We start from the raw sequence: 22897 nt of genomic DNA, 5'->3' as shown, positions 1-22897 counted from the left end.
AGATTCGGAATCTACTAGCCTCCGGCCCCGCCCGGTCGGCCGGGCGGTCGGCGCCCGGCGTCAGCAAGGGGGCGGGTACTCGAACCGGCGGGCTCGCACGTGGTCGTGGATCCGGCGCAGCCACGGGCGGCGGACCTCGGGCAGCCGCGCCAGCGTGTCGATGAACACCCACCAGTCGGGACTGAATCGCCACACGGGAAGCAGTGGCGGCGACTCGTCGCGGTGGACGCCCTCGGGCAGCCCTCCCGTGACGGGAACGGGGATCCGGCCGTCCCCGAAGGCCAGAGATCGCCAGACCCGGAACTCCAGCGGCACCGCTTCCGCCGGTCCGGCCGGTTCCCACGCGTCGCCCGTCTGCGGGTGTCGCGGAACCAGCGCGATCCCGCCGCCGGGGGGATCCAGACCCGGCCCGGCCAGGGCCAGGGCCTTCGGCCGCGGCCCCGCGGGGAGCAGCGCGTCGAGCGGACGGCGGAGTACGTCGGCGACGGGTCCGTCCGGGACGGACACCGGGGCGCCCTCCGTGACCGCCAGGAGGCGGGCCAGCGCGTCACCGAACGCCGCCTCCCAGAGCGGGCTCCAGTGCCCGGGCGGCTCGACCGGGGGGACTCCCGGGTGCTCGTCCATCAGCTCCGTCCACCCCGCGATCGGGGGCGCGGGGCCTTCTTCGGGCAGCGGGCGCACCGCCTCTGGAGCGAGCCATATCGCCTGCCAGAACGAGCAGTCGTCGATGCGGGTCGCCACCGCCGATCCGCATCCCGCGCACGCCAGGTTCGCCCCGTCCCCGCCGTCCAGGCCGAGGCAGTAGCCGTCGCACCTCCCCGGGATGAGGACGGTTCCGCGGACGTCGCCCGGTGCGATCACGACCGAACCCGGAGGCCCGTCGGACAGGGCGGGCACCGGCGCGTACACGCCGCGGGCCTCCGCCTCGTCCGTTCCGATCTCCTCCCACGGCCGCCACGGCGGCCCGGACGGCTCGGGATCCACCGCGAACGTTCCGGGGTCCATGAGCGCGGGCAGCAGTTCGTGGCCGCAGCGGTGGCGCGCGTGGACGGGGAGCGCGACCCGGGAGACCGGGGCGGTCAGGGCGGCGCCGCACCCGGCGCACGCGAACACCGTCATCTGTCCTCCCGGCGCCTCGACCGACGATCATCCCGGTCGCGTGCCGGTGGCGCAACGGCGCCCCGGAAACGCCGGGACGCCCCGCGGAAGCGGTTCCGCGGGGCGTCCGGGGTCGGGCGGTCAGCTCGTCGCGTCGGCGACGGCGGCGGCCCAGACGGCCAGGCCCTCGTCGATCTGGGCTTCGTTCACCACCAGGGGCGGGATGAGGCGGACGACGTTGCCGTGCGCGCCGCACGTGAGCAGCAGGAGGCCGCGGTCGGCGGCGGCGCGGTGGGCACGGGTGGCGGTCGCGGTGTCGGGCTCGCCGCCGGCCGTGGTGAACTCGCCGGCCTGCATGAGGCCGAGTCCGCGGACGTCGCCGATGACCGGGTGGTCGGCGGCGATCTTGCGGAGGCCGTCGTTCAGCCGGGCGCCGAGACGGGCCGCGTTGGCGACGAGGTCCTCGTCCCGGATGACCTCCAGGGTGGCGAGCGCGGCGGCGCAGGAGACGGCGTTGCCGCCGTAGGTGCCGCCCTGCGAGCCGGGCCACGCCTTCTCCATGAGGGCCGCCGGCGCGGCGATCGCCGACAGCGGGAAGCCGCTGGCCAGGCCCTTCGCGGTGATGAGGACGTCGGGGCGCATGGCGCTGTGCTCGTGGCCCCAGAACTTGCCGGTGCGCCCGTACCCGGTCTGGACCTCGTCGACGATCAGCAGGATGCCGTGCCGGTCGGCGCGCTCGCGGAGCCCCTCGAGGAACGCCGGCGGCGCCGGGATGTAGCCGCCCTCGCCGAGCACCGGCTCGACCATGAACGCGGCGGTGTCGGGCGCGGGGCTCGTCGTCGCGAGGACGTAGTCGAGCTCGCGGAGCGCGAACCGGACGGCCTCGTCCTCGTCCCACCCGTACCGGTAGGCCTGCGGGAACGGGGCGACGACCGCTCCGGGCATCAGCGGGCCGATGCCGGCGCGGAACTTCGTCCCGGCGGTGGTGAGCGCCGCGGCGCCCATGGTGCGGCCGTGGAACGAGCCGTGGAAGACGACGATGTTCTGCCGTCCGGTGGCGTGCCGGGCGAGCCGGATGGACGCCTCGACGGCCTCGCTGCCGGAGTTCAGGAAGAACACCGAGTCGAGGCCGGACGGCAGGACCTCGCCCATCGCCTCGACCAGGCGCAGCAGCGGCCGGTGCATGACCGTCGTGTACTGGCCGTGGATCAGGGTCCCGACCTGCTTCTGGGCGGCCTCGACCACGCGCGGGTGGCAGTGGCCGGTGTTGGTGACGCCGATGCCCGCGGTGAAGTCCAGGTACCGGCGCCCTTCGGCGTCGTAGAGGTGCACGCCCTCGCCGCGCTCGGCCAGGACGGGGGTCGCCTGCTTCAGCAGAGGTGACAGCGTCGCCATCGGAGTCCCTCTCGGTAGATTGTCGACAATCGACAGCCTAGGCCACCGCACCCTTCCGGACGGAGGGGGAGGGGCCATGAATGTGGCCGTCCGGTCAGTCTTTACCCGCTCTCTTTGCGCAGTCTCTCGATCGACTCGGTCATGTGCTCCTCGATGAGGCGCAGCAGCCGCTCCTCCTCGCCGTCGCCGATGGCGTCGACGATGCGCCGGTGCTCCTCGACGAGGTCGTCGGGCTCGGGATAGGTGTCCTGCAGGGCGTTGAGGCACATCCGCGTCTCGACGAGCAGCGTGTGCGCCATGCGCTCGAGGCGCTGGCTGCCGGACGCGCTCACCAGGACCTCGTGGAAGGCCTGGTCGGCGTCGCTCATCTTGACGCGGTCGCGCTCGCGCGCGGCCTCGACCAGGCCCTCGAGGGCGTCGGTGAGCCGGGCGACCGCCTCGCCCCGGTTCCGTTCCATGATCAGCTTTCCGGCGGTGCGCTCGATCGCCAGCCGGGCCAGGTACACGTCCTCGACGTCGCTCTCGTCGAGCGTGGTCACGAACAGTCCCCGGTGCGGCTCGCTGACCAGCAGGCCTTCCTGGACGAGCCGCTGCATCGCCTCCCGCAGCGGCCCGCGGCTGATGCCCAGCCGGGCGGCCAGCTCGGCCTCGCCCAGCTGGTCGCCCGGCTCGAGCGAGCCGTACATGATCGCGGCACGGAGCTCGTCGGAGACGAGTTCGACCGTGGACTTGCGGGGGACGGGCTCAAGTTCGCCCAATCGGCTCATGGGAGGTCACCTTTCGTCAGAGCCTCCAGGCCGGGCGTCCGGGCGCCGCTTCGGGAACGGGTTCGGCGAACAGCCGGCCGAAGCCGGTGCGCGGACGGAACCCGCCGGAGGGTGACTCACCGGAACTGCTCGCGAGCCGCAGGCCCTCCCAGACGCTGACCTGGTTGGCCGTAAGGACCGGCTTGCCGATCCGTGCCTCCAGCTCGTCGAGCCATGACACGGTGTGCAGCGCGGTGTCGGGCACCAGCACCGCCTCGGCGTCCGGGTGATCGTTGGCCGCGACGAAGGCGAGGACCTCCTCGCGGCCGAGGGTGCCGACCTCCGCGGCGGTGACGATGCCCTTGCAGGACAGCGACACCACCGTGATGCCGGCGCGCCCGAGGAACTCGCCGAACTTCTCGGCGACGTCCTCGGGATAGGTCGCGGCGACCGCGACCCGGTTCAGGCCCAGGGCCTGACAGGCGTTCACGAACGCGAACGACGTGCTGGACGCCGGGACGCGGGCGGCTTCGGCGACGCCCGCGACCTGCTGTTCGGCGCCTTCCCAGCCGAAGACGAAACTTCCGCTGGTGCAGGCCCACACGGCGGCCCGCACGCCCATCTCGCGCAGCTTGCTCGCCCCGGTGGCCAGGACGTCCGGGCCGCCGACATCGAGAAGGGCGTCCACGCGGTGCGCGTCCTCGCGCATCAGCGTGTGCACGACGGGGAGGCGTACATCGCCGAGGGCGGCCTCGATGGCCGGGTAGTCGTCCTCGGCGCTGTAGCCGGGGTAGAGGAAACCGGCGCTCAGTCCGTTCTGCGACATTTGTCGACAATCCTACTCTCGGGGATCTCCCGGGACGGGGTCAGGCTGCGGTCGGGCTGCCGTGCTGCACCAGGAGCTGCCCGGCGCCGTTCGCCGAGCGGCCCATCGCGCGCAGCGCGGAGCACATCGTGACCTGGTTGGAGGTCAGTACGGGCTTGCCGATCAGCTGCTCCAGCGGCGCGATGATGTCGTAGGTCGGCACGTTGGTGCAGCTGATGAACACGGCCTCGGCGTCGGGGCGGTCGACCGCGGACACGGCGCTGACGACCTCGCCGTACCCGACCTTCCAGATGTGGCTGAGCAGCCCCATCCCGACCGACGAGACGACCTCGACGCCGTGCTCGCCGAGGAACGACACGAGCCGGTCGGTGACCGTGTCGATGTAGGGCGTCACGACGGCGATGCGGCGGGCGTCCAGCATCCGCAGCGACTCCACCAGCGCCCCGGACGTCGTCGCGACCGCGGGGGCGCCCGCCTTCACCATCGTGTCGTGCAGCAGCTCCTCGCCCGCGCGGCCCCGGATGAAGCTCCCGGACGCGCAGGCGAACGCGACCGCGAGCGGTTCGGGCGCCAGCACGTCCCGCGTGGCCTGCCGGACGATCGAGTGGTCCGACAGCGCGGACGCCATCTCCACCGTGACCGGGACCGGGACGTAGGGCAGCCGGGTCATGAACAGCGACACGTCGTCCGGCGTCCAGCGCCACAGTTCGCGGTCGAGCGCGAAATCGAAGGGCGCGACCACGCCGATCCCCTGCTGGGCCACCAGTTCGGGACCGACGACGAGCGTGGGGTCGAATGTCATCTGCGCGGCCACCGTTCTAACCCTCGTGCCGGCGGTAGACGAGCCGCTCGCCGACGCCGCCGGAGCGCCAGACGTCGTTGCACGCCTCGGCCATCCGGTCGAGGCCGTCGACGATCGTCGCGTACACGTTGCCCGGCACCCAGCCGACGTCCCCGTTCAGCAGCAGGTTGTTGCGGCCGTAGAAGATCGCCAGGTCGATGACGCCGGGCAGCTCGTGGATGTTCTTCTCCTCCTTGAACTTCCGGTCGAGCATGCCGCCCGGGAAGGAGAAGAGGACGACATCGCCCGGGATGGGCGTGACGGTGGGGTTCTCCTGGCCGATCTCATGATCCGAGAAGTACTCGACCATGGTGTAGACCTCGTTGCGCGCGTACTTGGCGTGGTACGCGTCGCCGCCCTGCGGCAGGGCTCGCCAAACGGCCTCGCAGGTGCGGGGCGCGTCCTTCTCCAGGAGCTCGGCGACGCACGAGACGCCGCGCCGCTCGAGGGAGATGGTCATCAGCTTGGGCATGCCGGGCCTCCCCGTGGAACAGGGGGTGAGCGAGAGCGTCGCCACCCGAAAGGACTCTTGCTCTTGCGTTAGAGCGCTCTGGGATCCGTCCTGGCCTTGCTGGGCAGCGGTTGCGACGGTCTTGCAGCACGATCAGCGCGGTCCGTGGGCCGATCGTCGGCCGCGCTGATTGTTGACAATCCTACGAAGCCTTTCTAGCGTGTCAATGCCTCCCCGAGTTGCCATCTCGTAAACTCCCGGATCCCCGAAAGCAGAGCCGATGCAGCAGCCTTCGCCCGCAGCCGGTGCGCCGCCCGTTGTGGCGGTGTTGACGGGGGACGTCGAGCCGTCCGGGATGGCGGAGGTGGAGCGCCGCGCCGACGTACGGTACGTGCGCGAATCCGGCCTCGCCGCTGCGGTTTCGGAGGCCGATGTGGTCTTCATGTGGGATTTCCTGTCCGGAGCCCTCCCCGCGGCATGGCCCGAGGGGGACGGTGTCCGGACCCCGCGCTGGGTCCACATCGCCAGCGCGGGCGTCGACAAGGTGATGTTCCGCGGACTGACCGAAGGTGACACGGTCCTCACCAACTCGCGAGGGGTGTTCGACGAGCCGATCGCAGAGTACGTCCTCGGGCTGGTGCTCTCGTTCGCGAAGGATCTGCACGGCACCGTCCGGCTGCAGGGGGAGCGGCGCTGGCGGCACCGGGAGACCGAGCGGATCACCGGCAAGCACGCGCTGGTGGTCGGCACCGGCCCGATCGGCCGCGCCATCGCGCGGCGCCTGTCGGCCGCCGGCCTGCGGGTGAGCGGCGCGGGCCGCACGGCGCGCACCGGCGACGCCGACTTCGGCACCGTGCACGCGACCGGCGACCTGGCCGCCGCGCTGGCCGCGGCCGACTACGTCGTCCTCGCGGCCCCCCTCACCCCGCAGACCCGCGGCATGATCGACGCCGCCGCGCTCGCCCGGATGCGGCCGTCGGCGCGGCTGATCAACGTGGGCCGCGGCTCGCTGGTCGTCCAGGACGACCTGGTCGCGGCGCTGCGGGACGGCCGGATCGCGGGCGCGGCGCTCGACGTGTTCGAGGAGGAGCCGCTCCCGGCGAAGTCCCCGCTGTGGGAGCTGCCGAACGTGATCGTGTCGCCGCACATGTCGGGCGACACGGTCGGCTGGCGGGACGAACTGGTCGAGCTGTTCGTGGAGAACTTCGTCCGCTGGACGACCGGGCGTCCGCTGCGCAATATCGTGGACAAGCGACTCGGCTACGTGGGGTCGGGCGCCCCGGCCGCCGCCGAGCCGAGCGCGAACGGGACGTCCGTGCCGCGCACCGATGTTCCGGACACCGACGTTCCGTGAACCGACGTTCCGCGAACCGAACATGGGGGGTAGGACGATGACGGATCCGGCCGACCTGACCGCCGCCGACCTGATCGACGGATACCGGGCCGGGACGCTGTCCCCGGTGGAGGCGGCGTCGGCCGTCCTCGCCCGGATCGAGCGGGACGACCCGCGGATCAACGCGTTCTGCCTGGTGGACCCCGACACGACCCTCGCGATGGCGCGGGCCTCCGCCGAGCGGTGGCGGCGCGGCACCACGCTCGGCCCGCTGGACGGCGTGCCCGTCTCGATCAAGGACGTCCTGCTCACCGAGGGCTGGCCCACGCTGCGCGGCTCGACGACGATCGACCCGTCCGGCCCGTGGACCGAGGACGCCCCGTCCGTGGCGCGGCTGCGCGAGCAGGGCGCGGTGTTCGCGGGGAAGACCACCACGCCCGAGTTCGCGTGGAAGGGCGTCACGGACTCGCCGCTGACCGGCGTCACCCGCAACCCGGTCGACCCGTCCCGGACGGCCGGGGGGTCGTCCGGCGGCGCGGCGGCGGCCGTCGCGGCGGGCATGGCGCCGCTCGCGCTCGGCACCGACGGCGGCGGCTCGGTGCGCATCCCGGCGAGCTTCACCGGCACGTTCACGATCAAGCCCACGTACGGGCGGATCCCGCACTATCCGGCGAGCCCGTTCGGCACCCTCGCGCACGTCGGCCCGATGACCAACACCGTCGAGGACGCGGCGCTGCTGCTGGACGCGGTGTGCGGGCCGGACGCCCGCGACTGGTCGGCGCTCGCGCCGCCGGACGCGCCGTTCGCCGTCCGCACCGCCGCCGTCCCCGGCCCCGGCGACCTGACCGGCCTCCGCGTGGCCTACAGCCCGACGCTCGGGTTCGCGAGGGTCGATCCGGAGGTCGCGGCGCTGGTCGCGGCGGCCGTCGAGACGTTCGCGGAGCTGGGCGCGAAGGTCGAGGAGGCCGATCCCGGGTTCGAGGACCCGGTCGAGGAGTTCGAGGTGCTGTGGTTCGCCGGGGCCGCCAAGGTCGTCGAGCACCTGACGCCCGAGCGGTTCGCCGCGCTGGACCCGGCCCTGCGGGAGAACTGCGAGCGCGGCGCCCGGTACTCGGCGCTGGACTACCTCGCCGCGACCGCCCGCCGGATGGAGCTCGGCCGCCTCATGGGCCTGTTCCACCAGCGCTACGACCTGCTGCTGACCCCGACGATGCCGATCCCGGCGTTCGAGGCGGGCGTCGACGCCCCGGCCGGGTCGCCGTCCCCGCGCTGGACGGGCTGGACGCCGTTCACGTATCCGTTCAACATGACGCAGCAGCCCGCCGCGAGCCTCCCGTGCGGGACGACCGCGGCGGGGCTGCCGGTCGGCCTGCAGGTCGTCGGCGCCCGGCACGCCGACGCCCTGGTGATGAACGCCTGCCGCGCCTTCGAGACCGCCCGCCCCTGGCGGCCGTGACGGCGGGTCCGGCCGGGCCGTCCCCGACCGGACCGTGCCGTCAGGACCGGTCGAAGGAGATCACCGCGCGGCCCCGGTGCGTGCCCGCGTCCATCGCCGCGAGCACGTCCGGTGCCTCGTCCAGCGTGATCGGGGCGACGTCCGGGACGATCCCGTGCGCGACGGCGAACGCGAGGGTGTCGCGCAGGTCGTGCGGGGACCCGGACGGGCTGCCCATCACCCGCTGCCGGTGCAGGACGAGCGCGACCGGCGGCACCGACGCCTCGGCGCCGTCGAAGCCGAGGAACAGCAGGGTGCCGTCCGGGCGCAGGCCGCCGAACGCGGCCAGCGCGGTGGCCGTGCTCGGCGCGGTGTTCATGATCAGGTCGGCGCCGCCCCATGCCGTCAGGGCCTCCGCCGGGTCCTGCTCCTCGGTCGCCACGTAGAGCTCTGCGCCGAGCGCGCGGGCCTGCGCCTCCGACCGCCGCGAGCGGGACACGACGGCGACGCGGGCGCCGATCGCCGCCGCGAACCGGACGGCGAGCGTCCCGACGCCGCCCGTGCCGAGCACGGCGACCTTCGACCCGGCGCCGGCGCCGCCCTGGCGGAGCCCGTTGAACGCGGTGACCCCGGCGCACATCAGCGGCGCGGCGGCCACCGGGTCGAGGCCCTCCGGGAGCGGGGTGACGAACCCGGCGCGGGCGAGGAAGTACTCGCCGTACCCGCCGTCGTGGTTGACGCCCGTGACGTGCTTCGGCCCGCCCGTGCACAGGATCTGGTCGCCGCGGACGCAGTTGTCGCAGCGTCCGCACGAGTCGTAGATCCAGGCGGCGCCGACGGGGGTGCCGGGCGCGGGCCAGTCGACCCCGTCGCCGAGCGCCTCGACGACGCCGGTGATCTCGTGGCCGGGCACGGTCGGGAACGTTCCGAACGGGTAGTGGTCGTGCAGGTGGTTGACCTCGGAGAAGCACATCCCGCAGGCGGTGACCCGGACGAGGATCTCGCCGGGGCCGGGCGCGGGGACGTCGCGCTCGACGATCTCCAGGGGCTTGCCGGGTGCGGTGAGCACCGCACTGCGGCTGGTGGTGGCGCGCATGGCTGCGATCCCTTCGTCGCTGGCGAGCGGCCGGTCGGCCGCCTGCTAACGACGGTATAGCAACTTCTGTAGTGCCGCTATACGGGCGAGCCGGCGAGGGATCCCGTTCGTCCAGGTCAGAGCCCATATCGATGTTCGGAAAATTTCTGTAACATCGTTGTTGTGACTGTGCGGAAGGACGTGGAGGCCCGGGATCGGATCCTGCGGGCCGCCGCGCGGCTGCTCGCCGAGTCGGGCGGCGAGCCCGTCTCGACCCGCGCGATCTGCGGTGCCGCGGGGGTCGGGGCCCCGACCCTGTACCACCACTTCGGCGACAAGCAGGGGCTGCTGGACGCGGTCGCGGCGCACGGGTTCGAGCAGTACCTGACGAGCAAGCGCGCCCAGCCCCACACCGGCGACCCGATCGAGGACCTGCGCCGCGGCTGGGAACTGCACGTCGAGTTCGGCCTGTCGAACCCGGAGCTTTACACGCTCATGTACGGGACGTCCCGCCGCCCGCCCGCCGCCGCCGAGGCGCACGAGATCCTGCTCGGCCTCGTCGGCGCCATCGCCCGCGCGGGGCGGCTGCGGGTGCCGGTGGAGGCGGCCGCGCGGATGATGCACGCCGCCGGCACCGGGGTCGTGCTCGCGCTGATCGCGGGGGAGGGCGACGCCGAACTGCCGGTGCGCACCCGGGAGGCGCTGTTCACCGCGCTGATCGTGCCCGCCGGGCCCGAGGACGGGACGTCCGGGACGGCCGCCGGGGGGCACGACGGGGGAGCCGCGGCACTCGCCATCGGGCTGCGCGCCGCGCTCGCCGCCGAGCCCGCGCCCGGCCTCACCGCGACCGAGAACGCGCTGCTCGGGGAGTGGCTGGACCGGATCGCCGCCGGCCGTCCCGGCGGCGGGTGACTACTCCTCGAGCTGCTCGCGGTCCTTCTTCCTCTTCCTGCCCTTGCGGGCCCGGCGCTTGACGTCCACGCCGCCCCAGAAAGCGAAGCCCTTGACGACGACCTTGGGCGCGCCGGGATCGCCCGGGCCGCTCGCGCGCCCGTCGAACCCGCCCATGATGCCGAGGCCGCGGACGTGCACGGCGAGGTCGTCGGGCACGACCACCTCGACGCCGCCCATGATCGCCCACGCGTGGATCGTCATCTCGCCCCCGGCGAACCGCGCCTCCCGCAGGTCGATCTTGCCGCCGCCCCAGAACGCGAACGTGAAGAACGACGCGGGCGCGTTCCACACGCCGGACCGGCGGAACCCGCTCAGGACGCCGATGCCGGTCTTCCACGTGGGGGCATCGTCCACCGGGCGGTAGTCCACGCCGCCCGCGGGCGGCGGGACCGGGTCCGTGCCCGCCGCGGGCAGATCCCGGGTGAGGGGCCGCAGCTCCGCGTAGGTCTTGGCCGCGTACACCGCGTCGAGCCGCTCGTCGAGCTCGGCGAGCGTGAGCCGACCGTCGCCCGCCGCGTCCCGCAGGACCTGCGCCACCCGGTCCCGATCGGCGTCGGACGCGCGCATCTCGGGGGTCCCGGACGGCCCGGCGTGCTCGGGAAGGTTCGTCATGTCGCAAGCCTAATCCGCCGGAACCGTCCGGTGCAGGGTCAATCCGCGCGCGGCTCCAGCCGGACGATCACCGACTTCGACGTCGGCGTGTTGCTGATCTCGGCCGTGCTGTCGAGCGGGACCAGGACGTTCGTCTCCGGGAAGTAGGCCGCCGCGCAGCCGGGCGCGGTCGGGTAGCCGACGATCCGGAAGGACGGCGCGCGCCGTTCCGAGCCGTCGGACCACTCCGACACCAGGTCGACCACGGCGCCGTCGGCGAGGCCCAGCGAGGCCAGGTCGGCGGGGTTGACGAACACGACGCGGCGCCCGGCCTTGATGCCCCGGTAGCGGTCGTCCAGCCCGTAGACGGTGGTGTTGTACTGGTCGTGGCTGCGGACGGTCTGCAGCAGCAGCCGCCCCTCCGGGACCCGCAGCACCTCCAGCTCGTTGACGGTCAGGTTCGCCTTGCCGGTCGCGGTCGGGAAGCGGCGCTCGTCGCGCGGCGCGTGCGGCAGGACGAACCCGCCCGGTTCGCGCACGCGGGCGTTGAAGTCGTCGAAACCGGGCACCACCCGGGACACGTGGTCGCGGACCACGTCGTAGTCCCGCTCCATCGCCGCCCAGCCGACGACCGAGCCGGGGAGCGCGGCGCGGGCCAGCCGGCAGACGATCGCGACCTCCGACAGCAGGTCCCCGGACGCGGGGGCGAGGCGGCCGCGGGACGCGTGCACCATGCCCATCGAGTCCTCGACCGTGACGAACTGCGGACCGGACTCCTGGACGTCGCGTTCGGTGCGGCCGAGCGTCGGCAGGATCAGCGCGTACTCGCCGGTCACCGCGTGCGAGCGGTTCAGCTTGGTCGACACGTGCGCGGTCAGCCGGCAGTTCCGCAGCGCCGCCTCGGTGACGGCCGAGTCGGGCGTGGCGCGCACGAAGTTGCCGCCCATCCCGAGGAACACCTTCGCCGCGCCGTCCCGCATCGCGCGGATCGCGTCGACGGTGTCGAGGCCGTGCTCGCGCGGCGGCTCGAACCCGAACTCGGCGCCGAGCGCGTCCAGGAAGGCGGGCGCGGGCTTCTCGTAGATGCCCATCGTGCGGTCGCCCTGCACGTTGGAGTGCCCGCGGACGGGGCAGACGCCCGCGCCGGGGCGGCCCACGTTGCCGCGCAGCAGCAGGAAGTTGACGACCTCGCGGATCGTCGGCACCGAGTTGCGGTGCTGGGTCAGGCCCATCGCCCAGCACACCACGATCCGCCGGGACGCCAGGACGTCCCGGGCGGTCGCCTCGATCTCCCCGCGGGTGAGCCCGGTGGCCTCCAGGACGTCGTCCCAGTCCAGGCCCCGGACGTGCTTCTCGAACGCCTCGAACCCGTGGGTGTGCGCCTCGAGGAACCCGCGGTCGAGCGCGTCCGGCTCGGTCGACTCCAGGAGCAGCCGGTCGAGCGCCTGGAACAGGGCGAGGTCGCCGTTCAGGCGGATCTGCAGGAAGCGGTCGGCGAGCGCGGTGCCCTGCCCGGTGACGCCGGACGGCCGCTGCGGGTTCTTGAACCGCATCAGCCCCGCCTCCGGCAGCGGGTTCACGGCGATGATCCGCGCGCCGTCCTTCTTGGCCCGTTCCAGGGCCGACAGCATCCGCGGGTGGTTCGTGCCGGGGTTCTGCCCGACGACGAAGATCAGGTCGGCCTCGTGCAGGTCGTCCAGCGTCACCGAGCCCTTGCCGACGCCGAGCGTCTCGGTCAGCGCCGAACCGGACGACTCGTGGCACATGTTGCTGCAGTCGGGCATGTTGTTGGTGCCGAACTCGCGGGCGAACAGCTGGTAGGCGAACGCCGCCTCGTTGCTCGTCCGTCCCGAGGTGTAGAAGACGGCCTCGTCGGGGGAGTCGAGGGAGGTCAGCTCGGACGCGAGCAGCGCGAACGCGTCGTCCCAGCTCACAGGCTCGTAATGGGTGGATCCCGGCCGCTTGACCATCGGCTCGGTCAGCCTGCCCTGCTGGCCGAGCCAGTGGTCGGACCGCTCGCCCAGTTCGTCGATCGGGTGCGCGGCGAAGAACTCGCGGGTGATCCGGCGGGTCGTGGCCTCCTCGGCGACGGCCTTCGCGCCGTTCTCGCAGAACTCCGCGACGTGCCGCTTGTCGCCCTCCGGCCAGGCGCAGCCGGGGCAGTCGAAGCCCTGCTTCTGGTTGACGCGCAGCAGCGTCAGCGCCGTCCGCCCGACGCCCATCTGCTCGTAGGAGTCGCGCAGCGCGGCCGCCACCCCCGGCACGCCCGCCGCCCACGTCTTCGGCTTCGACACCTGCAGCCCGGCGTCATCGAAGTCGCCGGTGGGGGCCTTGCGGCTCATGTGCACATCCTGTCGCGGGGTCGGCGCTGTGACCTTCCACTGTCGCACGGAAGCGTCGGCGGGCCCCACCCGGTCTCCGGCGGATGGAAGAAGCTCAGCTTGCGCCCGGTGCGGCCGAGCGCGGCACGGGAGCGCCGGTCACCGCGGCGGTCACTGCGGCGGTCCCTTCGCCAGCCGGACGTCGGCGGCCGCGATCCCGCCGCCCGGCATCGCCCACTCGATCCGGACGACGTCGCCGGGGTGCCGGCGCAGCATCAGCCCGGTCAGCGTCGAGGGCGAGTCGACGCCCTGGCCGCCGAACGTGACGATCGCCGCGTCCACCGGGATCCCCGCCCGCTGGGCGGGGCTGCCGGGGACGATCTCGACGACGCGGGCGCCCGGCTCCGTCCCGTTGTCGCGCACCATCACGCCCAGCATCGCCGTCTCGCCGATGTGCACGGTCGCGGACGCCTCGCCGCGCCGGATCTGCGCGGCGATCTCCAGCGCCCGGTCGGCGGGGATCGCGTAGCCGCGCGGCCTCTCCCGCCCGTCCGGCGACCGCTCCGGCAGCGCCGTCGAGGCCGCCGTGTTGACCCCGATCACCCGTCCGGCGGAGTTCAGCAGCGGCCCGCCGGAGTCGCCCGGCTTGATCGGCGCGCTCACCTCGATCATCCCGGCGAGCCGCTCGACGCTGCCGTCGCTGTCGTCGCGGGCGGTGACGGACTGGCCGAGCGCGGTGACGTGCCCGGTGACCACGCTCGGCTCGCCGCCGTCGCCGCCCGCGTTGCCGACGGCGGTGACCGGGTCGCCGATCCCGACGGTGGACACCGGCGCGAACCGCGCCGCCGGGAGCCCGGACGCGCCGGTCAGCCGGATGACGGCGATGTCCTGCGATGTGTCGTACCCGATGACCCGCGCCCGGTAGGTGCGGTCGGTGTCGGTGTCGGTGCCCTCTATGCCGGTGGAGCCCTGGATGACGTGGCTGTTGGTCAGCACGAACCCGGACGCGTCCAGCACGATGCCCGTCCCGGCGGCCCGGGTGCTCTCCAGGCCCCGCATGGAGGTGATATTGACGACGCCCGGCTGCCGCCCGCTGAAGTCCGTCCGCTCCGGGGCGACCTCCGTCGCCGTGACGGGCGGCGGGACGGCGTTGTCGGTCTCGTCGCCCGGCAGCCGGCAGGAGGGGGCGAGCAGGGTCAGCAGTGCGACCAGAACCAGCGGCAGCACGGTACGGAAACCGGGACGACCGGGAAGTTCGCTCACTGCGTTCCTCCTCACCTTTTCAAGCCATAATTCCCGATTCCCGGTGATTAGTCTCCGACCGGCTTGATCGCGACCGCCGTCGACGGCCGTCCAGGGAGGCTCGAGGGTGAGGGAGCGGCCGATGCACGCCGGCGCGGCGGCGCCGGTCCGGCGCCCGCCGCCGCGCCGGGGATTCCGCCCACGGGTACGAGCCGCGCGCCGGGCCGGCCGGTGGCGCGCGTGCGGTGAGGGGCCCTCAGCGGGAGAAGTATCGGCGGGGGTTGGCGACGAGCATCTGGTCGAGTTGCTCGCCGGTGACGCCGCGGGCGCGCAGCGTGGGCAGGACGTCGTCGCTGATGTGCCGGTAGTTCCAGTTCGGCGCCATGCCCCGCAGCAGTTCGGGGTCGGGACCGAACCAGTCGATGAAGCAGCTGGCGTCGTGGCTCAGCACCATCCGGTCGGCGTAGCCGCGCTCGCACATCGCGACGACCGTGCTCACCCGGTCGGCGGTCGAGTTGATCACGTCGAGGCCGAACCGGTCCATGCCGAGGATCGCGCCGGTGTCGGCGAGCTCGCTCAGGTAGTCGAGGTCGTTGCTGTCGCCCGCGTGCCCGATCACGACCTTCGACAGGTCGGCGCCCTCCTCGCGGAGCACCCGCACCACCTCGCGCCCGGAGAAGGTGGAGCTCTCGGTGTGGACGGTGATCGGCGCGCCCGTCTCGCGGTGCGCGCCCGCGACGGCGCGCAGCACCCGCTCGACGCCGGGGGTGAGGCCGGGGCGGTCGACGGCGCACTTGAGGAACGCGGCCCGCACCCCGGTGTCGCCGATGCCCTGCGTCAGGTCCCGGACGAAGTCGGCGATCATCGGCTCGGGTCCGCCGAGCAGCGTGCCCGGGCCCCGGTGGTGGAACTGGAACGGCAGGTCGTTGTAGGTGTAGATGCCGGTCGCGGCGATGATGTTGAGCTCGGGCACCCGCTCGGCGATCCGCGCGATCCGCGGGATGTAGCGGCCGAGGCCCCACACGGTCGGGTCCGCGATCGTGGTGATGCCGCGCTCGACGAGCTGCCGCAGCTTGCGGACGGCGTCGTCGGCCTTCTCGTCCTCGTCCCACCAGTCGCCGGCACCGTAGTTCTCGACGTGCTCGGTGCTCAGCACGAACACGTGCTCGTGCATGAACGTGCGGCCGAGCGCATCGGTCTCGACGGGTCCTCGGACGGTCTGGACTTCGGCCACGGGCTCCACCTCCGAACACGCACGCGCGCCCCGCGCGCCTGCATACCGACCGGTCGGTATCTGGCAAGCTAGGACGCGGGACGGGGCCGCGTCAATGCCCGTACCCTGCCCGATATCCAGTGGAGGTGCACAGGTGACCGACGGCGAAGGGACGGACGTCCGGCCCGTGCGGGAGAGCGCGGTGGAGCGGCGGATCCTCGCCGCGGCGCTGCGGCTGTTCGCCGAGCGCGGCTTCGACGGCACGTCGGTGCAGGGCATCGTGGAGGCGGCGGCGGTCACCAAGGGCGCCCTCTACCACTACTTCGACTCCAAGGACGACCTGCTCTACGAGATCTACCATTCGCTGATCGCCCGCCAGCTCGCCGACCTCGACGGCGTGCTGGCCGAGCGGCTCCCGCCGCGCGAGGCCGTCCGCGCGGTCCTGGCCGGGCTGATCCGCAGCACCGCCGAGCATATCGACGAGGCGAAGGTGTTCTCCCGCGAGATGCACCGGCTCGACCATGTCCGGATGCGGTCGGTGCGGGCCGAGCGGCGCCGCTACCACGTGACGTTCCGCGGCATCGTCGAGCAGGGGCAGCGCGCGGGCGTGTTCGCGCGCACCACCCCCGCCGAGACCGTCACGATCGTCGCGCTGGGCATGGTCAACCAGATGCCGTCGTGGTGGCGGGCGGACGGCCCGAAGTCCGCCGAGGCGCTCGCCGCCGAGGTCGCCGCGTTCGTCCTCGCCGCCCTGGAGAAAGGCGACACCGAGAAAGGCGATGCCGTGGACGGGGACGCCGTGGACGGGGGCGCCGGGGGCCCGGACGGGGGGAGCGGGGCTCAGTCCCTCGCGGGCTGACCGGTGCGCGCCGCGAGCGCGGCGACGCCCGCGGCGAGGGCGGACAGCACCGCGATCGACACCGCCATCGGGACGGCGGTGTCCTCCCCCCCGATGCCCGCCAGCGGCCCGGCCGCGCCGCCCAGCGTGAACTGGCCGACGCCGAGCAGCGCGGACGCGCTGCCCGCGGTCCGCGGGGCCCGGTCCGAGAGCGCGAGCGCCGTCGTGTTCGGCAGCACCAGGCCCTGCCCGGACGCGACGAGGAACATCCCCGGCAGCGCGGCGGGCAGGCCCAGCCCGGCCAGGACCGCGACCAGCAGCAGTGCACCGCCCGCGAGGACGATCGCCAGGCCCGCCGCGAGCAGCCGGGTCAGCGGGACCCGTCCGGCGAGCCGCCCGCCGACCTGGCCCGCGATCATGATGCCGACCGCGTTGACCCCGAACGCGGTGCTGAACTCCTGCGCGGACAGCCCGTACACGTCCTGCAGCACGAACGGCGAACCGGAGATGTAGACGAACATCGCCGCGAACGACAGGCCGATCGTCAGCACGTACCCGACGAACGAGCGGTCGTGCAGCAGCGACCCGAACGTCCCGAGGGTCGCGCGGACGCCGCCCGCCTGCCGCTCCCCGGCGGGCAGCGTCTCCCGCAGCCCGAGCAGCGCCGCGAAGAACAGCAGCACCCCGACGGCGGCCAGGGCGGCGAACAGGCCGGGCCACGGCACGACCCGCAGGAGCTGCCCGCCGATCACCGGCGCGAGGATGGGGGCGAGCCCCGTCACCAGCATCAGCATCGAGAAGAAGCGGGCGGCGGCGACGCCCTGGTAGAGGTCGCGGACGATGGCGCGGGCGATCACGATCCCGGCCGCTCCGGCGGCGCCCTGCACGAACCGGGCCCCGACCAGCGTCTCCACGGTCGGCGCGACGGCGCACAGCAGCGACGCGACCGCGTAGACCACCATGCCGGCGAGCAGCGGGCGGCGGCGGCCGAGTGCGTCGCTCAGCGGGCCCGCCACGGCCTGCCCGAGCGCGAGCCCGATGAGGCAGCCGGTCAGTGTGAGCTGCGCCAGCGAGGCGCCGGTCGACAGGTCGTCGGCCACCTCGGGCAGCGCGGGCAGGTACAGGTCCGTCGACAGCGGCGCGATGGCGGTCAGCGCGCCGAGGACGGCGACCAGCCCGAACCGCGTGCCCGGGCGGGGCCCGGCGGGGCCGGTGGACGGGGCCGGGGGTGCGGCGGGTTCGCCGGGGGCGCCCTGCGGGCGGGCGTCCGGGGGCCGGGGGGACTGGGACATGGGGGCTCCGTGAACGGCGTGCGCCCGGCCGCGTCGCGCGGCCGGGCGGAGGGGGTGTCGGGACGGCTCAGAGGGTGGTGACGACCTGCTCGAAGTCGAGACGCCGGTTCCGGTCGAACCACGCGTCCGGGCCGGGCTTGCCCGCGTTGACGATCGCGATGGCGCGCAGGCCCTCGCCGCCGAGGAACTCCCGCTCGACGGCCGCGGCGTCGAACCCGGCCATCGGCCCGGCGGCGAGACCGGCGGCGCGGATGCCGAGGATGAGGTAGCCGAGCTGGATGGTCGCGTTGAACCTGGCCATCCCGGCGCGGCCCGGGTTGGCGGCGAGGTTCTCGCGGGCCTCCGGCCGGTGCCAGATGGACGGCATGTGCTCGTGGAAGTCCTCGTCCGCGGCGGCGATCAGCGCGACCGGCGCGGCGGTGGTCTTGGGGCGGTTGCCCTCGGCCATCAGCGGGACCAGGCGCTCCTTGGCCGCCGCGCCGCGCACCGCCACGATCCGCAGCGGCTGGGCGTTCATCGCGGTCGGCGCCCACTTGACCAGTTCGTAGATCGCGCGCAGCTGCTCGTCGGTCACCGGCTCGCCGCTGAACGTGTTGGCCGTGCGGGCCTCGCGGAACAGCAGGTCCTGCGCGTCCTCGGCCAGGGCGAGGACGCCTTCGGGCGCGATCGCGGTCATGGATGAGCCTTTCGTCGGCGGAAACGGTGTCCGCCAGGGTCCAACGCGATGACGGTCCGTTATCTGCCGCGTCAGGAAGTGGAGTGCGTCACATCCGGGGCCGTCAGAACGGCGGGCGGGCCAGCAGCGTCAGGTCCGGCAGCCGCTGCGCCGCGGCGAGGACCGCGCCCGTCACCGTCCCGACCGTCAGCAGCGACAGCCCGCCCAGCACCGCGAGACGGCCCAGCCGGTAGCCCGCGGGGACGCGCTCGGCGCCCCGGCCCCGCACCGGCCAGGGCGCCCGCGCGGGCGCGGTCCCGGGCGGTTCGGGATCCGCCGCGGCGGCCGGCGCGCCGTCCGCCGCGGTGCCCGGCCCGAGCCCGGACGCCCACGTCAGCAGCTCGGCGACCTCGGCGGGCTCGGCGCCCAGCCCGGACGCGAAGTAGCGGACCCGCCCCGCGACCTGCTCCAGCGTCCGGACGGTGTTGCCGAGCCCGACCCCCGCGAGCCACGCGCGGACGCCCCCGTCCAGGCCGCGGCCGATCTCGGTGCGGGCCAGCAGGTCGGTCTTGGTGACGACCACGGCGACGCGCTTCTGCCGACCCCGGTCGGGACGCGACCGCAGCTCGTTCAGCACCCGCTGCAACGTGTCCGCCGGGTCCTCGTCGGACGACATCGCCGCCCGGTCGACGAGCTCCCGCTCCTTCCCCGTCAGCGCCCGCCGCACCTGGGGGAGCGCGAACGGGTCCACGACGAACACGAGCGCCTCGCCGTGGTCCAGGTACCGCAGCGACTCGACCTCCGTCGCGCCCGTGTAATGCTCGCCCGCCGGGTCGAACAGGTACAGGATCCGCCGCGCGCCCCGTTTCCCCGACCGTGCGCTCGCGCGTCCGCCCGGCCGGTCGGGCAGGTCGACGTCGACCATCGTCGCCAGCGGGAGCTCCGGGCCCGTCTTGGCGAGCCGCCCGCCGCGCTGGAACTCCCGGATGGCCGCCGCGTACGCCTCCGCGTGCCGCCGCTCCACGAACGACAGCCGCCCCCCGGCGGCGTGGGCGCGCGCGTGCAGCGCGCGTATGCCCAGCACCATGAACGTCGTCTTCCCGGCGGCCGGACCGCCGACGAACGGCAGCGGCTCCACGCGCACCCGCCCGATCCGCTCCGGCAGCCGACCGCCGCAGTGCGGGCAGTACGCCGCCAGCCGGAACCGCCCGAGCGGCACCGTCGTGGGCAGCCGCGCGCCGCACCGGCACACGTGCCGGAACGCGCCCGCCGAGCCCGGCGCCAGCCTCGGATGCCGCGCCCCGCATCCCGGGCACTCGTACTCCGGCAGGGCGATCCGCTCGTAGCAGAACGGGTGCGGGCACGTCTGCAGGATCCGCCCGTACGCCATGAACACCCGCTCGACCGCCGCGAGCACCAGCACGCACGCGAGCCAGCCCGCCAGGCCCGCCGCCGCGACGATCCCGTACAGGACGGTCAGCGCCAGCACGAACACCGCCGCCGGGACGGCCGCCGCCGCGATCCCCGCGCACAGCGCCAGCCAGAAGGGGAACGCGAAGAACCCCCACGGGCCGCCGAGCAGCAGCGTCCGGGTCAGCCACCTGACGGTCCGCGACGCGGTCGTCCACACGCGCGGCACGACCGTCCGGGTGATCGTCCACCAGTCCCGCCACACCTGGCCCAGCAGGTAGTTGCGGTACGCGACGTCCGGGGCGGCCACCGGCGACGGCCCCTCCAGCGTGGACGGCGCCAGCGTGCGGCACGCGTGCAGGTAGTACAGCCCGAGCGCGGCGCCGCCCGCCACCGCCAGCGTCACCGGGAACAGCACCGGGAACACGTACACGAACCCCAGCCACATCACGGCCGCCCAGACCGCGAAGAGGATCAGCACCAGCACGCCCTGCACCAGGTCACCTCCCCTCGGCGATCAGGTCGCGCAGCACGGGCCGCAGCTCCGGCGCGCGGTCCAGGTGGGCGTCCAGCTGCCGCCCGGCGAGCCAGCGCCCCGCCTGCCCGCCGAAGCACGCCCGCGCCCACGCCTCCAGGCCCGGCTCGCGGACGTCGCGCGCCCGCAGCCGCAGCACGATCTCGACCAGCTCGTTGCGCTGCTCGATCTCCGCGCCCCGCAGCGGCGCCCGTCCCGCGCGGGCCCGTGGCGGCAGCCCGTCCGTCCAGCACTGCGCGAGCCGGGCCCGCAGGTGCTCGTCCAGTGCGGCCAGCAGCGCCGCCCGGAACTCCGGCGGGCGCCGGCACAGCCGCCGCGCCGCCCCGCCGAACGCCGCGTCCGCCAGCCGCCCGGCCGCCCCGGCCCCCGCCAGGGCGCGCAGCGCCTTCGCGGCGGGCCCCGGCCGGTCGGCGGTGACCGCGTCGGCGTGCGCCCGCACGGCCGCCGCGTCCCGCCGCGCGGCCGTCCCGCCCGGCAGGACGGCCTCGACCCGCGCCGCGAGCCGCAGCACTCCGGCGTCGGTGAACGCGCCCTCCGCGAGCCGCCCGAACGTCCGCCGCGGCAGCTCGGCCAGCGCCGCGTACTCCCGCAGCCGGCTCCCGTGCGCGTCCAGCAGCGCGGTGCACTCCGCCACCGAAGGCGGAGCCACCCAGACCTCCCCGAACGCCGCGTCCAGGCCGTCCCCGGGCATGGCGTCTTCGGCGCCGGGAGAGCCGGCGAGGTGCAGGAGTTCGGCGGTCACCGCCGCGCGGCGGTCCGGGGTGCGGCGGCCGACGGAGGCCAGGACGGGGACGGCGAGGTGCGGCACGTCGCGCAGCCGGTCCGCGTGCTCGTAGAGCGCGTCGCACACGCCGGGGTCGAGGCGCCGGCCGTCCGATCCCGCGAGGCCGGCGACGGCGCCGTCCAGGAGCGCGTCGCGGAGTGCGGCCGGGCAGGCGGCGAGGGCCGCCGGGAGGTCGCGGGCGCCGCGCCGGACGCACGCGGACGCCGCGTCCGCGAGCTCGTCCGGCCCGACCGGCACTCCCGCCCGCGCCGCCACGGCGGCCACGGCGGCGACCTCCCCGAGGTCCGGCGCCGCCGCGAGAGCACCCGGAACCCGCGCACCGAACTCCTCCCGCGTGCCCCCCGGCGCAGGGATGTCCGGTGTGCCGGTGGTGTCCGGTGTGCCGGTGTTTCGCGTGCCGGTGGTGTCCCGTGCGGTGCCCGGTGCGGTGGTGTCTGGTGCGGCGGTGTTTCGGGCGGCGGTGTCCCGTGCGGTGGTGTTTCGGGCGGCCGTGTCGTGTCCCGCGCGGGCGGCCGTGTTTCGTCCAGTGGCACCCCGTTCGGTGGTGTTCGGTGCGGGTGTGTCCCGTGCGGTGGTGGCCGGTGTGGCGGGGGGTTCCGGCTCGCCGGCCTGTGGGCGGGGTGTGTCTGCGGGGGTGTCCGGTCCGGTCGCGTGCCGGGACGCGTCCACGCGTCGCGCGGGCGACGGTTCGCCCGGTGGCGGGTCGGGCAGGTGCGCGCGGGCCGCCGGGTCGGACAGCGCCAGCGTCGCCACCCGCAGCTCGCACCGCCGGGCCACCTCGGCGCGACCCGCCGCCCCTGCCCCCGCGCGTACCGCTACGGCCAGCTCCAGGGACATGGACGGGACGTGCGGCACCAGTTCGTCCCACGCCCACCCGGGCAGCACCGGACGGCGGGCGGTGAGGAGCGCGGCGGCCGCGCGCTCCTCCTCCGGCGTCACCGCCTCCCCGCGGCACAGCGCGAGGAGGACGCCCGCCGCGTCGGGGGTCACGCCGTCGAGCTGGGCGAGTTCGGCCAGCGCGTCCAGGCCCGCGAAGTCGGCGTCGCGCCAGCGGCCGGTCACGGCGCGGGCGAACCGCGACGCCGGGGCGTCCGCGGCGCCCGCGCGCAGGTCGACGGCCAGGGCGTGGGACGTGTGGTGCCGCACGTCCGCCCACACGCCGGGCGTGGTCCCCACCAGGTGCTGGGCGGCGCGCTGCGGATCGGCGCTGTAGGTGACGAACGACAGGCGCTCGGCCGCCGCGACCGGCAGCGAGTACGACACCAGCGCGATCCAGCGGGCGATCGTGTCGGCGTCGTCGGCGACCAGGACGACCCGGCCGTCGCCCGCCGCGATCCGCTCGCCGACCGCGCCCGCGAGGACCCCGAGCGTCCCGAACGGGTCGGCGGGCCCGGACGCGGGGAGCCACCGGGCGAGGTCCTCGGGGGCGAGCGAGTCGCCCGGCGGCAGGTCGTCCAGTTCGTCCAGCCCGTCCGGGGGGCCGCCGGTCGCGCCGGCCGGTTCCCACAGCGGCGACCGCCACAGCTCGGCCGGGCGCACCCCTTCCAGCTCCGCGGGTTCGGCGACCACGGCGTGTCCGAAGAAGTTGCCGTAGCGGTGCGAGTAGTCGAGCCCCAGGTAACGGCACCGCACCAGCACCGGACGGCCGTCGACGCGGTCGTACAGCAGGGAGACCGGGAAGCGCTCGAGGTCCGCCTCGCCCGGTTCGGCCGGGGCCTCGGGCGGCGGCCGGTACGACAGGTGCGCCAGCACCCCCGCCCGGACGCCCTCCGGCAGCCCGGGGGTCTCGGCGACGACCTGGAACCCCGACCGTCCGGTCGGGCCGCGCCGCACGGACGTGTAGTGCAGTTGCCACGCCATCG

General features: G+C 74.5%; 19 protein-coding genes. 4 read left to right on the top strand and 15 right to left on the bottom strand.

The genetic code is table 11. The annotated features are described in order from the left end of the window. Window positions 1-60: 60 nt before the first annotated feature. The 6 genes from F7P10_RS04735 to F7P10_RS04710 all read right to left on the bottom strand — a co-directional run bounded on the left by F7P10_RS04735 (window position 61) and on the right by F7P10_RS04710 (window position 5366). Entirely contained in the window at window positions 61-1119 is a 1059-nt protein-coding gene (locus F7P10_RS04735; protein WP_151008238.1) for a hypothetical protein, read from the bottom strand. A gap of 120 nt (window positions 1120-1239) precedes the next feature. Continuing rightward, on the bottom strand, window positions 1240-2493 hold the full coding sequence (locus F7P10_RS04730; RefSeq protein ID WP_151008237.1) for an aspartate aminotransferase family protein: 1254 nt from the start codon (window positions 2491-2493) through the stop codon (window positions 1240-1242). Window positions 2494-2594: 101 nt separating this feature from the next. After that, window positions 2595-3260 (bottom strand): GntR family transcriptional regulator, encoded by a 666-nt coding sequence (locus F7P10_RS04725; RefSeq protein WP_151008236.1) that lies wholly within the window; start codon window positions 3258-3260, stop codon window positions 2595-2597. Window positions 3261-3276: 16 nt separating this feature from the next. Further along, window positions 3277-4065 (bottom strand): aspartate/glutamate racemase family protein, encoded by a 789-nt coding sequence (locus tag F7P10_RS04720; RefSeq protein ID WP_151008235.1) that lies wholly within the window; start codon window positions 4063-4065, stop codon window positions 3277-3279. A 40-nt stretch (window positions 4066-4105) separates the two neighbouring features. Continuing rightward, window positions 4106-4867 carry an Asp/Glu racemase gene (locus F7P10_RS04715; protein ID WP_151008234.1) on the bottom strand — a complete coding sequence of 254 codons (762 nt, stop codon included), beginning with the start codon at window positions 4865-4867 and terminating at the stop codon, window positions 4106-4108. 16 nt (window positions 4868-4883) lie between these two features. Continuing rightward, window positions 4884-5366, bottom strand: a complete 483-nt coding sequence (locus F7P10_RS04710) for a DUF3830 family protein (RefSeq protein WP_218040622.1) — start codon at window positions 5364-5366, stop codon at window positions 4884-4886. Window positions 5367-5712: 346 nt separating this feature from the next. Here F7P10_RS04710 and F7P10_RS04705 point away from each other — a divergent pair, with 346 nt between their 5' ends. After that, entirely contained in the window at window positions 5713-6711 is a 999-nt protein-coding gene (locus tag F7P10_RS04705; RefSeq protein ID WP_254716725.1) for a D-2-hydroxyacid dehydrogenase, read from the top strand. 37 nt (window positions 6712-6748) lie between these two features. After that, window positions 6749-8146 carry an amidase gene (locus F7P10_RS04700; protein ID WP_151008231.1) on the top strand — a complete coding sequence of 466 codons (1398 nt, stop codon included), beginning with the start codon at window positions 6749-6751 and terminating at the stop codon, window positions 8144-8146. A gap of 40 nt (window positions 8147-8186) precedes the next feature. Here F7P10_RS04700 and F7P10_RS04695 read toward each other — a convergent pair whose 3' ends face one another. Further along, window positions 8187-9221 carry an alcohol dehydrogenase catalytic domain-containing protein gene (locus F7P10_RS04695; RefSeq protein ID WP_151008230.1) on the bottom strand — a complete coding sequence of 345 codons (1035 nt, stop codon included), beginning with the start codon at window positions 9219-9221 and terminating at the stop codon, window positions 8187-8189. 162 nt (window positions 9222-9383) lie between these two features. Between F7P10_RS04695 and F7P10_RS04690 the strand changes: the two genes are divergently transcribed. Beyond that, the gene (locus F7P10_RS04690) at window positions 9384-10112 is read left to right on the top strand and encodes a TetR/AcrR family transcriptional regulator (RefSeq protein ID WP_254716400.1); all 729 of its coding nucleotides are present in this window, start codon (window positions 9384-9386) and stop codon (window positions 10110-10112) included. Here the strand turns inward: F7P10_RS04690 and F7P10_RS04685 are convergent, their stop codons facing one another. The 4 genes from F7P10_RS04685 to F7P10_RS04670 all read right to left on the bottom strand — a co-directional run bounded on the left by F7P10_RS04685 (window position 10113) and on the right by F7P10_RS04670 (window position 15542). Continuing rightward, window positions 10113-10766 (bottom strand): DUF1707 domain-containing protein, encoded by a 654-nt coding sequence (locus tag F7P10_RS04685; RefSeq protein WP_254716399.1) that lies wholly within the window; start codon window positions 10764-10766, stop codon window positions 10113-10115. Between the two features lie 38 nt (window positions 10767-10804). Further along, complete coding sequence (locus tag F7P10_RS04680) at window positions 10805-13087, bottom strand: FdhF/YdeP family oxidoreductase (protein ID WP_151008229.1); 2283 nt, start codon at window positions 13085-13087, stop codon at window positions 10805-10807. Between the two features lie 150 nt (window positions 13088-13237). After that, window positions 13238-14329, bottom strand: a complete 1092-nt coding sequence (locus F7P10_RS04675) for a S1C family serine protease (protein WP_254716398.1) — start codon at window positions 14327-14329, stop codon at window positions 13238-13240. A gap of 235 nt (window positions 14330-14564) precedes the next feature. After that, entirely contained in the window at window positions 14565-15542 is a 978-nt protein-coding gene (locus tag F7P10_RS04670; protein WP_151008228.1) for a phosphotriesterase, read from the bottom strand. Window positions 15543-15675: 133 nt separating this feature from the next. Here F7P10_RS04670 and F7P10_RS04665 point away from each other — a divergent pair, with 133 nt between their 5' ends. Next, window positions 15676-16380 carry a TetR/AcrR family transcriptional regulator gene (locus F7P10_RS04665; protein ID WP_254716397.1) on the top strand — a complete coding sequence of 235 codons (705 nt, stop codon included), beginning with the start codon at window positions 15676-15678 and terminating at the stop codon, window positions 16378-16380. Here the strand turns inward: F7P10_RS04665 and F7P10_RS04660 are convergent. From F7P10_RS04660 to F7P10_RS04645, 4 genes are all read right to left on the bottom strand, one after another. Then, a complete protein-coding gene (locus F7P10_RS04660) occupies window positions 16362-17651 on the bottom strand; it encodes a multidrug effflux MFS transporter (protein ID WP_151008226.1) in 1290 nt (429 codons plus the stop codon). The genes F7P10_RS04665 and F7P10_RS04660 overlap by 19 nt on opposite strands. A gap of 67 nt (window positions 17652-17718) precedes the next feature. Then, window positions 17719-18327: a malonic semialdehyde reductase gene (locus tag F7P10_RS04655; RefSeq protein WP_151008225.1), complete on the bottom strand. Its 609-nt coding sequence runs from the start codon at window positions 18325-18327 to the stop codon at window positions 17719-17721. 103 nt (window positions 18328-18430) lie between these two features. Beyond that, window positions 18431-20212 (bottom strand): hypothetical protein, encoded by a 1782-nt coding sequence (locus F7P10_RS04650; protein WP_254716396.1) that lies wholly within the window; start codon window positions 20210-20212, stop codon window positions 18431-18433. 4 nt (window positions 20213-20216) lie between these two features. Next, window positions 20217-22895 (bottom strand): hypothetical protein, encoded by a 2679-nt coding sequence (locus tag F7P10_RS04645; protein WP_151008224.1) that lies wholly within the window; start codon window positions 22893-22895, stop codon window positions 20217-20219. Window positions 22896-22897: the final 2 nt, after the last annotated feature.

Source organism: Actinomadura sp. WMMB 499 (genome assembly GCF_008824145.1).
Taxonomy (GTDB): Bacteria; Actinomycetota; Actinomycetes; order Streptosporangiales; family Streptosporangiaceae; genus Spirillospora.
The sequence above is the reverse complement of the archived record's forward strand: the minus strand, read 5'-3'. Positions and strand labels throughout refer to the sequence as shown.

Excerpts from the sequence above, each read along its gene's own strand:
- F7P10_RS04735 (WP_151008238.1), bottom strand. The coding sequence starts at position 1,119 with ATGACGGTGTTCGCGTGCGCCGGGTGCGGCGCCGCCCTGACCGCCCCG.
- F7P10_RS04730 (WP_151008237.1), bottom strand. The coding sequence starts at position 2,493 with ATGGCGACGCTGTCACCTCTGCTGAAGCAGGCGACCCCCGTCCTGGCC.
- F7P10_RS04725 (WP_151008236.1), bottom strand. The coding sequence starts at position 3,260 with ATGAGCCGATTGGGCGAACTTGAGCCCGTCCCCCGCAAGTCCACGGTC.
- F7P10_RS04720 (WP_151008235.1), bottom strand. The coding sequence starts at position 4,065 with ATGTCGCAGAACGGACTGAGCGCCGGTTTCCTCTACCCCGGCTACAGC.
- F7P10_RS04715 (WP_151008234.1), bottom strand. The coding sequence starts at position 4,867 with ATGACATTCGACCCCACGCTCGTCGTCGGTCCCGAACTGGTGGCCCAG.
- F7P10_RS04710 (WP_218040622.1), bottom strand. The coding sequence starts at position 5,366 with ATGACCATCTCCCTCGAGCGGCGCGGCGTCTCGTGCGTCGCCGAGCTC.
- F7P10_RS04705 (WP_254716725.1), top strand. The coding sequence starts at position 5,713 with ATGGCGGAGGTGGAGCGCCGCGCCGACGTACGGTACGTGCGCGAATCC.
- F7P10_RS04700 (WP_151008231.1), top strand. The coding sequence starts at position 6,749 with ATGACGGATCCGGCCGACCTGACCGCCGCCGACCTGATCGACGGATAC.
- F7P10_RS04695 (WP_151008230.1), bottom strand. The coding sequence starts at position 9,221 with ATGCGCGCCACCACCAGCCGCAGTGCGGTGCTCACCGCACCCGGCAAG.
- F7P10_RS04685 (WP_254716399.1), bottom strand. The coding sequence starts at position 10,766 with ATGACGAACCTTCCCGAGCACGCCGGGCCGTCCGGGACCCCCGAGATG.
- F7P10_RS04680 (WP_151008229.1), bottom strand. The coding sequence starts at position 13,087 with ATGAGCCGCAAGGCCCCCACCGGCGACTTCGATGACGCCGGGCTGCAG.
- F7P10_RS04660 (WP_151008226.1), bottom strand. The coding sequence starts at position 17,651 with ATGTCCCAGTCCCCCCGGCCCCCGGACGCCCGCCCGCAGGGCGCCCCC.
- F7P10_RS04655 (WP_151008225.1), bottom strand. The coding sequence starts at position 18,327 with ATGACCGCGATCGCGCCCGAAGGCGTCCTCGCCCTGGCCGAGGACGCG.
- F7P10_RS04645 (WP_151008224.1), bottom strand. The coding sequence starts at position 22,895 with ATGGCGTGGCAACTGCACTACACGTCCGTGCGGCGCGGCCCGACCGGA.